We start from the raw sequence: 12,210 nt of genomic DNA, 5'->3' as shown, positions 1-12,210 counted from the left end.
AAGCGGCCAGGCAATCTTGCGGTATATCTCTAACGGGAGTTGAAAACCATGTCAAGTTTTATCACTTCGCAAACACGGGTAGTCGGCGACAAGCCCTCGAAAGCGGTGTCGTTTGCCGTCGAGGACGTGCTGCGCGACATCGGCAAGGTGTTGTTGCCGGCAGGTGGCAAAGGTGCGGATATCGTGTTGGTCGATGGACCGCACGATTCGGAAGCCTATGAGATTGATGCTGCCGGCGGCAATGTCGAGATCCATGCCGGTGACGATTTTGGTTTCATCTTCGGCCTGTACGCTTTCAGCCGCGAGATTCTTGGTGTCAAGGATTTCTGGTTCTGGGACGACCAGCGTTTTGAGCTGTGCGAGCGTATCGAAGTCGAGGATGATCTTCATATCGTCAGCAAACCCGCCGCTGTCACCTACCGCGGTTTCTTCGTCAACGACGAGGTGCTGTTGGAGAATTGGCAGGTCGACAACGATAAAACCAAGCCTTGGCGTCTGGCCTTCGAGACGATCTATCGTTTGGGCGGCAATCTGGTCATCCCGGGTTCCGGCCAACGCGGGGAGCCGCATCTGAAACTGGCCCGCGATATGGGGTTCTATATCAATCAGCATCACGTCACGCCGTTGGGCGCACCGATGTTTGCGACGGCCTATCCCGGCGTCGAGCCGCTTTGGCCCGAGCAGAAAGACCGGTTCCAGGCCTTGTGGCAAAAGGCCATCGACGAGCAGAAGGACCAGCGCACGATATGGACGCTCGGTTTTCGTGGTCAGGGCGACCAGCCGTTCTGGAACGTGGACGCGCGTTACGATACCGACGAGGAGCGGGGCAAAGTGCTCAGCGAAGTCATTGATTTGCAATATAAAATGGTACAGCGTGCTTACCCCGGTGCACCCTGCTGCATTTATCTGTATGGCGAGATGATGGATCTCTGCCGCAAGGGGTTGCTGAAATACCCTGAGGCGTTGATCAAGATCTGGTCCGACAACGGTTTCGGCAGAATGGTTTCCCGGCGACAGGAGAACTGGAATCCCCGGGTTCCGGCGATGCCTGAAGGCGACGGGGGCAACGGTATCTATTACCATGCCAGCTTCTACGATCTGCAGGCGGCCAACCATATCACGCAGTTGTGCTGCGATCCCAGGCTCATTCAACAGGAGCTCGAAGCGGTGATCCATAACGGCGGCGACGATGTATGGATTATCAATTCCTCGAATATCAAGCCTCATGTGTACATGCTCAATATGATTGCCGCGCTATGGCGTGAGGGAACGGTCGATTTCGAGCAGACGGCCAAATCGTATATCGCCGATTACTATGGCGAGCGCAACGTCGAGGCCGTGTTTGCCTTGTTTGAGCAGTATTGGAATATCGCCGTCCATTACGGGCCGAACTGGGACGATTGCGCGGGCGAGCAATACTTCAACCATGTCCCGCGCATGCTGATCACCCAGTATCTGCGCAATCACAACGAGCCTTCCCCGGATCTCAAGTGGATGTGCGACGGCCCCGATCTTCGTACCCAGGTCCTTCACTACCGTGACCAAGTGGCCCCCGCCGTAAAGCGTTACCGTGATTTCCTGCTGCAGGTTGAATCTGTCGCGGCGCAAATCGAATTGAACGGTGATGCTGCCGAGGCCGGGCTGGTTCGTGACAGCATCGGTTTGATGGCTAATATCTACAGCCATTGCGTGTCCGGTGCCTGCTATGTATGTCAGAGCCTGCTTCAGGCGGATCAGGGGCGTTGGCGCCACGCGTTCTATTACGCCGGTCTTGCCCGTGACGAGTTCGCTGCGGGCAACGCCGCCATGCAGGCGCGTGAACATGGCAAATGGGCCGGTTTCTGGGATAATGACTGCTTGGCCGACGTCAGTCAGAGCGCCTATATCTGTGGCAAGTTGATGTCATATGTCCGTGTGATGGGTGACGGTCCGCACTTCTACCAATGGAAGCGTGACTTCATGTACCCCGAAGGCGAGAAAACCGTGTTTGTGATTGCGACGATGGAGAAGTACAAGACGGATGACGAGATATTCGCCGCGATGAAAGCCGCTTGGCAGCGCTGAGTATTGCCGGGATTTCAATATCAATAAATATAGTTGTACCTAATAAGGAAAGATGAACAATGAAAGATACGGATACAAGCAAACAAGACGCTGAGAAGCCGCAGTTGAATCCGAAATACGAGCTGGGCACGGTGGCCAATCGCACGTTCATGGCAAGCGAGACTTACGAATTACTGGACTTCGGCAAGGGTTTCGCGGTGCCGCAGGGAGGCTCGGGCTGGCTTGACGACGAAGGCCGGATCGACCCGTCGCACGGCGTGCAGACCTGGATTACCGGGCGGATGACGCATGTCTACTCGATCGCGGCGATGCTGGGCTGGCCGGGAGCCGAAAAGCTTGTGGATGCGGGGCTCAAGGGCCTTACGGGCGTTCTGCACGACGACAAGAACGGCGGATGGTATCCTTCGATCCAAGCCGACGGCACCCCGGAGCCGGGCAAGACCTGCTACCCGCACGCCTTCGTGATGCTTTCCGCGTCCTCCGCTCTGTTGGCTGGGCGTCTCGGAGCCAAGGAACTGCTGGACGAGGTCTTGAAGACCTACGACGAGTATTTCTGGGATGACGAAGTCGGATTGGCGGTGGATACGTGGAACAGCGATTTCACCGAGCTTGACGACTACCGTGGCGTCAACGCGAACATGCATACCACCGAGGCGTTCCTGGCCGTGGCCGACGCCACCGGCGACAACAAGTACCGTGCACGGGCCGGCCGCATCGTCGATCACGTCATCGGCTGGGCGAAAGGCAACGGCTGGCGCATCCCCGAGCATTTCGGGGCGGACTGGTCGATCAACCTCGAATACAACGCCGACAAGAAGGACGACCAGTTCAAGCCCTACGGCGCCACCCCGGGCCACGGCATCGAATGGGCGCGCCTCATCACCCAGTGGGCGTTGAGCTCCTTCGCCAACCGCGCAGGTGCACGGCCTTATATCGACGCAGCCGAGCATCTGTTCCGCCAGGCGGTCGCCGACGGCTGGAACCGCAACGGCACGGTGGGCATGGCCTATACCGTCGACTGGAACGGCAACCCGGTGGTCACCGACCGCATGCACTGGACGTTGGCCGAGGCGCTCAACACGTCCGCCACACTCTACAAGGTCACCGGCAAAGAAGAGTATCTCGACCGGTACGCTCAGTTCGCTCGGTACGTCGACGAGCATCTGATCGACCATGAGAAAGGCAGCTGGTTCCACCAATTGGACCAAGGCAACCGCGTCATCGGCACGGTGTGGCCGGGCAAGTCCGACGTCTACCACGCCTTCCAATCCACTCTGATCCCATACTTGGATCCAGCGGTATCCATCGCGACCGCAATCAAAAACGCACAATAGTCAAGCAAGAAAGAACTGCTATACGTTGAAATATGAAAGCATGTTTCAACGGTAAGCATATATATTGGGGAATAATGCATAATAATTCATCGAAACTTCAGGCTCAGTTCGTTATCGATAATGATTTCGAGGTGGAGAAGGTCAGCGACAGACTGTTCGGCTCGTTCGTCGAACATCTCGGGCGTTGTGTCTATACAGGAATCTACGAACCAGACCATCCCACCGCCGACGAAAACGGTTTCCGTCAGGACGTGATCGACCTGGTCCGAGAGCTTGGAGCAACGACTATTCGATATCCCGGCGGTAATTTCGTGTCCGGATACCGTTGGGAAGACGGCGTCGGCCCGAAACAAGAGCGTCCGAGGCGTTTGGATCTGGCTTGGCATTCCACCGAAACCAACCAGTTCGGCCTGCACGAAATGGTCAAGTGGCTGCGCAAGGTGGGCGGCAACGAACTGATGGAGGCGGTGAATCTCGGAACTCGCGGGCTTGAAAGTGCGCTCGATCTGCTTGAATATGCCAACGTTCCCAGCGGCACAAAACTCTCCGAACAACGTCGTGCCAACGGTGCCGACAAGCCGTTCGACATCCGTATGTGGTGCTTGGGCAACGAGATGGACGGCCCATGGCAGCTCGGCCACAAGAGCGCCGAAGACTATGGCACCCTTGCCGCGTCGTTGGCTGCCGGCATGCGCCAGATGGATCCGAACCTTGAACTTGTGGTGTGCGGTTCGTCGTCGCATGGCATGCAAACCTTCGGCACCTGGGAGGAGACGGTGCTTTCCAAGGCCTATGATCTGGTTGATTTCGTTTCCTGCCACGCATACTATCAGCCCCACGATGGCGACATGGCCAGTTTCCTCGCCTCCGGCGTGGATATGGACGGTTTCATTCGTGATGCCGCTTCCACCATCGACGCGACCAAGGCAAGGCTCAAGAGCAAGCACAACGTCTATCTTTCGTTTGATGAATGGAACATCTGGTACCACGATGCCAAGGAAAGCAAGAATCCTGAGGGTATCGGCAATTGGCCGGTTGCCCCGCATCTTCTGGAGGATGTGTATTCGGCGGCGGATGCGGTGGTCTTCGGTGATCTGATGATTACCCTGTTGAAGAACGCGGACCGTGTGCACGCCGCGAGCCTGGCGCAGCTGGTGAACGTCATCGCGCCGATTATGACGGCTCCCGGCGGCCCGGCGTGGCGGCAGACGACGTTCTATCCGTTCTCGATCACTGCGAAGCTGGCGAAGGGCGGCACGGTGCTGGAACCGAAGCTGGATTCCGCACAGGTGTCCACGCCGCGTTATGGCGAGGTGAACGGTGTCAACGCGGTGGCGGTGCGTGGCGCGGACGGCTCGGTGTCCGTCTTCGCGGTCAACCGTTCTCTGGAAGCCGAGGCCGAATTCGAAATCAAGCTGCCCGCCGAGCTGTGTGGCAGCTCCGAGGTGAAACTGGATGCCAAGACGCTGCACGATGACGACATGTTTGCGAAGAACACCCTTGAACAGCAAAATCGTGTAACTCCTCATACCAATGAAACCGCTACGCTCGACCCGCAATCCGGTAGCGTGAAGATTGCGTTGCCGCCGGTTTCGTGGACAGCGATTCATATACAGTAGCCGTCGGTATTTTGGCAGTCGGGAGATGTTCCTGGCTGCCATTTTTTATTGTTTTATGTGCGTGAACTTGCTTTTCCTGACGTCGCGGGAAGGCTCGTCAATTTTTATGGCCACATGCTGGTATTCCCGTCAATCACGCGCGGCATAATGGGGTTATGACTGAAAATTCAACTGATTCACGACCAGAACTGCCCAAAGACGTCCGTGTTCGCTTCTGCCCGTCGCCCACCGGCACGCCGCACGTCGGCATGGTGCGCACCGCCCTCTTCAACTGGGCAGAGGCGCGGCACACGCACGGCACCTTCGTCTTCCGTATCGAGGACACCGACAACGAGCGTGATTCCGAGGAAAGCTACAACCAGATTATCGACGCCCTGAACTGGCTGAATATCGACTGGGACGAGGGCATCAATGTCGGCGGCCCCGACGGCCCGTACCGCCAGTCCGAGCGCGGCGACATCTATAAGGACGTCGCTCAGAAGCTGCTCGATGCCGGTTACGCCTACGAATCCTATTCCACCGCCGAGGAGATTGAGGCGCGTAACGTCGCTGCAGGCCGTCCGAAGGCGTTCGGCTACGACGGCTACGACCGCAACCTGACTGACGAGCAGAAGACCGCGTTCAAGGCCGAAGGTCGCAAGCCCGCGCTGCGTATCAAGATGCCCGATGAGGATATCGCCTTCGACGACCTCATCCGCGGTCACATCGAATTCAAGGCCGGCAGCGTTCCCGATTATGTCATTGTGCGCCCGAACGGTGACCCGCTCTATACACTCACCAACCCGGTCGACGACGCGCTCATGCGCATCAATGTCGTGTTGCGCGGCGAGGATCTGCTGAGCTCCACGCCTCGTCAGGTCGTGCTCTACCGTTATCTCATCAAGCTCGGCATCGCTCGTGAGATGCCGCTCTTCGGCCATATGCCTTATGTCATGGGTAAGGGCAAGAAGAAGCTCTCCAAGCGCGACCCGGAGTCCAACCTCTTCCTGCACCGCGAGAACGGCTTTATTCCCGAGGGCCTCTTGAACTATCTGGCGCTGCTCGGTTGGTCGATCGCGCCCGACCGTGACGTCTTCAGCATGGATGAGATGGTCGAGAAGTTCGATATCCGCGACGTCAAGGCCAACCCGGCCCATTTCGACATCGACAAGGCCATTTCCATCAACGCCGAGCACATTCGCATGCTCGAACCGCAGGACTTCCTCAACCGCTCCGTGCCATACCTGCGCCGTGACGGCGTGGTTTCCGCCGATTCGTGGGACAAGCTGACCGACCGCGAACGCCGGATCCTCACCGCCGCTGCGCCGCTGGTCCAGCCGCGCGTGCGTCTGCTCGGTGAGGTCGCCGGCATGGCCGGAAGCCTGCTAAGCGAAGACGAATACATCGAGCCCGAGGACGACGCCCGCAAGACGCTCAAGGATTCCGCCGCCGAAGTGCTCGACAAGGCCATCGCCGCGCTGAGTGACGTTGCCGAATCCGATTGGAAGACCGACAACCTGCACGAGACGCTCAACAAGGCATTGGTTGAGGATGGCGGTTTCAAGCCGCGTCTGGCGTTCGGCCCGGTGCGTGTGGCCATGTCCGGCCGCCGCGTCTCCCCGCCGCTTTTCGAGTCGATGGAGATCATCGGCAAGCCGCTCACCCTCGCCCGTCTGAAGGGCCTCAGGGAGCACCTGTAATCGGTTCGTCCTTCGTGTTTATGTGCTAAAGACGACGCTGAATATGTTTAAGCGGCGTGTTTATCGTACTGGGGTTCACAGATGCGCTAAGTGGGTCGCTGATAGGAGTTGAGTGTCCTGTTTAGCGCATCTCGGTTGGCAAATACGATAAACAGGACACTGAGGGCACCCGTCTGGCGTCAGAATTGCATCTGTAACTGATGTGATACCGTACAACACGCCGGGTTGCGTTTGCTCTCGCTTTCCTCTAAACTATTAGTTTGTTGCCTTGGGAAGGGCAGCGATAAGTTAAGCCTCCATCGTCTAGCGGTCTAGGACTACGCCCTCTCACGGCGCCAACACCGGTTCAAATCCGGTTGGAGGTACGAAGTGCTATAGTTGTTTAGCGGCTACAGCACCAAGCCAATTGGGGTATGGTGTAATTGGCAACACGGCTGATTCTGGTTCAGTTGTTCTTGGTTCGAGTCCAGGTACCCCAGCAAAGATGCAAAAGCCTCGCAGCTTTTTAGTTGCGAGGCTTTTATTAGTTGTGGGATAATAATTCCGCTAATAACATTGGCGATATGATGGGGTTATCGACGACACAAAGGTTGGAATCATGACTGATCAGATACACATGACGCGTGATCTTTCGTCAAAGCCGCGAATCCAGCCTGTTCAGGAGGGCGATACCCGGCCCGTTTCCGTCTCTGCGCGTCTTGGTCGTCTCCAGTTCCATGATTCCGGCAAGTTCCGCGTCTTGGTATTGGCAGATATCCAGGACGGGCCCAAGGTAAACAAGGACACCATCAAACTGATCGAGGCTGCGCTCGACAGTTCTCGCCCGGATATTGTGATTTTTTCCGGTAACCAGATTGCCGGTTACGACAAGGCATACGCGAAGACGTTCCGCAAGCGCACATGGACACCGCAGAAATGGTCGATGGGCACGGCGGCGACCAACCTGCGCGACACCGAACTTGAGCATACCCGTGAGCTGGTGCGTCAGGAGATTTCCCAGTTCCTCAGCCCGCTGATTGAACGTCACGTTCCATGGGCCGTCACCTATGGCAACCACGATTTCCAGTGTGGCCTTGCCAATGCCGAGCTCGATGAGATCTATCGCGAATTTCCCGGGTGCCTGAATCCGGAGCCTCCGATCAAGCGCTCCGACCGGCCGCGCAAGCAACCTGGTAGCGGCTTGCCGGACCAGTACGTCTACCCTTGCGAGGCAGGCACATTCGTTTTGCCGGTCAGCGAGGATCACAAAAGCGACAGTGTCCTCGGTTTGGTGATTTTCAATTCCGGCGATTACGGCAAGCTTGGCGGCTATGGTGCTCCGAGCCAGCGGGCGCTCGATTTCCTGAAAGTGGTCCCCGGGCTGGTTGGCGCCAAGTCGATGGTCTTCCAGCATATTCCTGTGCCGCAATATTACGATCTGCTCAAGGAAGTCCCCGCCACCGCCGCGCACGCCGTAGAGGGCTATCGCACGTTCGCCGGCCACAATTACGTCATCGACGAGACCAAGACGCTGCCTGGCAGCTTCCTGGGGGAGGGTATCAGCTGCCCCGATACCGACACCGGCGAATTCGATATCCTCAAATCGACGGACGGTTATTTTGCGCTGCTTGCCGGACACGATCACCGCAACCGTTTTGCGGGCACCACCGAGGGCCTGATGCTCGTCGCCACGCCGACCTGTGGATTCGGCTCCTACGGCCCGGCCCCGGCCCAGCGTGCCGCACGTCTTCTTGAATTTGACATCCGCCACCCATATGAGCCGCGCACCCAGCTCTTGGAATTCGGCGATCTGGTCGGCAAATCGAGCTCCAACAAGGCATACACCTATGCGCTCAACGGTGTTCCCGACGCTGCAAAAGAGGGCACGAACCTGTTGCGCCGTCCGCGCCTCATCGCGCAGATCCTGCGTAAGATGCATCTGAAGAAGTGAACCGCGTGGTCGGGAAACGTTTTATATATAGATTTATACGTTCCACGTGCCATTTAGGCCAGATAAGCCGGAACCCGTTTCGAGGTATTCGGGGTAGCTTCTAGTATCCGTTTTCTGAGATTTTGGGACGAAATAGCATTTATTTTTCTTGTTTTCGGCCGTGTCATTAAACGATATACATATCGCTTACAGCGTAATTTTAAATAGTCAAGTATTGCATATTATACAGAATATTAAGGCCGTATTTTTGTAATATGCTAATTTCCCTTTTGTAAATTCGCCATTTTGATGAATAATTTTATTATTTAAACTGTTTAATTTTTTAGACAGTTTAAATAGATAAAAATCGGTTAACTTGAAATATCTGTCTAAATTAATTAGCATTACAGCTTGTCTTAAATGTTTTAGTGCAGCTGACTAAATTAGGAAGAATCGCGAAAGAGATTATGGTGAAAAAGAAAAATACGGCAATCGGTTTAATCGTTGCCGCAGCGTTGTTGGCAGCTCCAGTTGCCGCTTCTGCCGATGAAATCGGTGCTACGGATTCCGCTCCAGCGGAAAGTGAAAATATATCAATCGGCGGCGCGAATGTTGCCGATAGCAAACAGACCAAACAAACTGAGCTGAGCGTTAATGCCACGAGTTCGGATGCCTCCAAGGCCAATGCCGGAGCGGAAACGGGTAAGGCGGCCGCTTCCTCCGCAGGCAATCCTGGAACGGGCTCGGCTGGCCAACGCGGTTCATCTTCTGTGCTTGGCAGCGCGGCAGGTCTTCGCCCTTCCGCACAAAGCGCGACGACGGATTCGGCGTCAGGCCTTGTTTCTGCGCCTTCGGGCCTGCTCACCCGTGGCGGTTGCCTTGGTTCGGCTCCGGCGCAAGGCGGATTCGCGGGTTGGACGAAGTCCGTTGACGCCAGTGGCGAATGTACGCTGACCATCGCCGCGGACGCTTCCGGCAACAATGCCATGCCCAATGACGCCAATGTCATTTCCGGCGGCAAGGTCGATGCGAGCGTGGATCACATCGTTTTCCAGGGCCCGAACAAGACCAAGCTGAACAACGCCTCGGCGCAGTATTTCCACGGATATAACAACGATGGCGGGTTCAAGACCTTTGCCTCCAATGGTTTCGTCGATACGTCCGCTGTGACCGATATGACCAGCATGTTCTCATCCGATTTTGCCCTGACATCGTTGGATGTTTCCGGTTTTGACACCTCGAACGTGACGACGATGAACTCCATGTTCTCCTCCACTCAGAAGTTGAACACCATTCATGGCCTGACCGATTTCCATACCCGGAATGTCACGAACATGTCCACGATGTTCTATGCCTCGAAATACACCTCCCTGGATCTTTCGAGTTTCGACACCTCGAAGGTCACCACGATGCATGCCATGTTCCTGGCCAATCCGCGTCTGACCTCCATTGTCGGCATGGACACCTTCAGGACCCCTGCTTTGACCGACATGAGTTATGCCTTCGATACTGTCGCGGTGCAATCATTGGATCTTTCGGGCTTCGACACCTCGCACGTGACCAACATGGATTGCCTGTTCACCGGTTCGGCACGGTTGAACTACGTCAAGGGTTTGGAAAACCTCAATACCGATATGGTTACGAGCATGAACTCGATCTTTACCAGAACCGGATTTACTTCCTTGGACCTCACCAATTGGGATACGGTCAATGTGCAGGGTGGGCAAGGAGTGGCGCTTCCCTCCACGCTGAAGCAATTGACGTTGGGCGCAATGGGTGGCCCCGGCCCGATTCCCGGTCAGCGGAGGGTTACTTGTATCAATTCCCTTCCGGAAGCAAACAAGGGCCATGAAGAAAACGGCTATACGGGCAAGTGGACCAAGGTGGTTGATGCACCGATCGCCAATAACGGTGCGATAACCTCTTATAATTCCGCTACCGATATGGTAAATGCCATCAATGCATTCCCCTACAGCCCGGTTCCGGGTGCGACCTACGTTTGGGAACGCTATCGCGACGTTAACACACAGGTGGCGGCCCCAAGCGCAAATTACAAGGTCGATGGCAGCAATGAGACTTTGCGCAGCCACGGGTATTCGGCCGACGTCCCTCAGAGTGGTGGCACTTCCAAACATGTCGAGCGTTTTGCGCCGATGGTGTTGCCCGCCGCTCCCACCGGGCTCCGTTATACCAATGGCGGCCGTGCTTCGCATGATTATACCTCCGCGGGATGGGAAGACGAGGCTACCCATGTGGGCTACCCTGTTGGCGGCTCGGTGATTCCTGCCGAGAACGGCACGACCGTCACCTCCGCGTGGACACAGGTTCGCGACTCGAGCGCGTTGAATGACGAGATCATTCAAGATTCCAAGCTGGTCCAGGCGGACTACACGCCGGCGACCTGGTCCGTCTTCAAGACGGCGCTGGACGCGGCTAATGCCGTACTCGACGGCAGCGGCAACCAGGGCGTGGTCGACAACGCCTTGAATGCTTTGCGCTCTGGCCAGACCGGTCTTGAGATTGTGCCAGACAAGCTGGGCCTGACCACATTGCTGGATATGGCCAATGCCAAGCACCAGGCCGATTACCGTCCTTCCACGTGGACCGCTTTGGCCAATGCGATTGTCAACGCGAATACGGTGAACGCGGATGTCAACGCGACTCGCCATGATGTCAGCGCGGCGCAGACCACGTTGAAGAACGCTATCGATGCACTGGAGCGGAAGGCCGACAAGAGCAGCTTGAGTGTTTTGATTTCCAAGTCCGCGGCCGCGCACGAATCCGATTACACGGCGGCTTCCTGGGCGCCTTTCATCCAGTCGTTGAGTGACGCCAAAACCGTGATGGACGATGCGAATGCCACGCAGCAGAACGTCAACGATGCCCAAGGTAAGCTGCTTGATGCGTTCACCGGCCTCGACAAGCCCGCCAAGGTCGTTGTCAAGCCCGGCGAAAGCGGTCAGGCCGGCCAATCCGGTCAGAGCAGCCAGCAAGGCAATACGAATTCGTCAAATCACCAGTCTCAGAGTAATGGCAACGGTAACGGCGACAACGGCAAACCCGCAGCTGCAGCTCCTGCATCACAGCCTGCCGCGCAACCCGCTGCGCAGCCTCAAACGACAGTGAACCGAATTGTGATCCAGCGTCCCGCAATTGCTGCTGCGCCTGTGGTCGGCGCTCCGAGCGGTAACCAGAATGGTTCGGGTGCCGATTCCGGGGCTGCCGGTAACGACAATGTCAAAGAACCCAAGAAGAAGGATTCGGGCAAGTATATCTGCAAGACGGATACGGGCAATTACGTCACTCTGAGCGGTTGGATTGAACCCACTTCCATGTCGGGTCTGCCGCGCTGCTCGGTGCGTCAATCCGCGCCTGAGACTTCCAGCGCGCCCAAGACGCAGTTCAACTGGTGGATTATCGTGGCGTTGGTGTTCATTGCTGCCACTGCCATACTGGCTTACCAGTATTATCGCAGCGAACATTCGCGAGAAAAAGTGGAGACTTCATCGCAGCACGCTCAGCGTTACTGATTCGCTTCGTGGTTGAAAGACCGTCAAGCGACACCTGATCTTCTGATCAATAATGGCTGCCCCCTCGAAATCGTA

The 12,210-nt window shown here is 56.5% G+C and carries 6 protein-coding genes and 2 tRNA genes; all 8 read left to right on the top strand.

Features of this window, described 5'->3' with window-relative positions; all coding sequences use genetic code 11:
* The first annotated feature begins 48 nt into the window (after positions 1 to 48).
* The 8 genes from PT279_RS03850 (at position 49) to PT279_RS03815 (ending at position 12,135) form a co-directional block, all read left to right on the top strand.
* Positions 49 to 2,064, top strand: coding sequence for a glycosyl hydrolase 115 family protein (locus PT279_RS03850; protein ID WP_277165629.1), 2,016 nt, complete (start codon positions 49 to 51; stop codon positions 2,062 to 2,064).
* A gap of 59 nt (positions 2,065 to 2,123) precedes the next feature.
* On the top strand, positions 2,124 to 3,398 hold the full coding sequence (locus PT279_RS03845; RefSeq protein ID WP_277165627.1) for an AGE family epimerase/isomerase: 1,275 nt from the start codon (positions 2,124 to 2,126) through the stop codon (positions 3,396 to 3,398).
* A 74-nt stretch (positions 3,399 to 3,472) separates the two neighbouring features.
* Entirely contained in the window at positions 3,473 to 5,017 is a 1,545-nt protein-coding gene (locus PT279_RS03840) for an alpha-L-arabinofuranosidase C-terminal domain-containing protein (RefSeq protein WP_277165625.1), read from the top strand.
* Positions 5,018 to 5,172: 155 nt separating this feature from the next.
* Positions 5,173 to 6,696, top strand: coding sequence for a glutamate--tRNA ligase (gene gltX / locus PT279_RS03835; protein WP_277165623.1), 1,524 nt, complete (start codon positions 5,173 to 5,175; stop codon positions 6,694 to 6,696).
* Between the two features lie 292 nt (positions 6,697 to 6,988).
* A tRNA-Glu gene (locus PT279_RS03830) sits at positions 6,989 to 7,061 on the top strand.
* 42 nt (positions 7,062 to 7,103) lie between these two features.
* Positions 7,104 to 7,175, top strand: a tRNA-Gln gene (locus tag PT279_RS03825).
* 137 nt (positions 7,176 to 7,312) lie between these two features.
* Entirely contained in the window at positions 7,313 to 8,626 is a 1,314-nt protein-coding gene (locus tag PT279_RS03820; protein ID WP_277165943.1) for a metallophosphoesterase, read from the top strand.
* 446 nt (positions 8,627 to 9,072) lie between these two features.
* Positions 9,073 to 12,135 carry a BspA family leucine-rich repeat surface protein gene (locus PT279_RS03815; RefSeq protein WP_277165621.1) on the top strand — a complete coding sequence of 1,021 codons (3,063 nt, stop codon included), beginning with the start codon at positions 9,073 to 9,075 and terminating at the stop codon, positions 12,133 to 12,135.
* Positions 12,136 to 12,210: the final 75 nt, after the last annotated feature.

It is taken from the genome of Bifidobacterium sp. ESL0784, from assembly GCF_029433295.1.
GTDB lineage: Bacteria > Actinomycetota > Actinomycetes > Actinomycetales > Bifidobacteriaceae > Bifidobacterium.
This window is presented reverse-complemented; position numbering and strand designations above follow the sequence as displayed.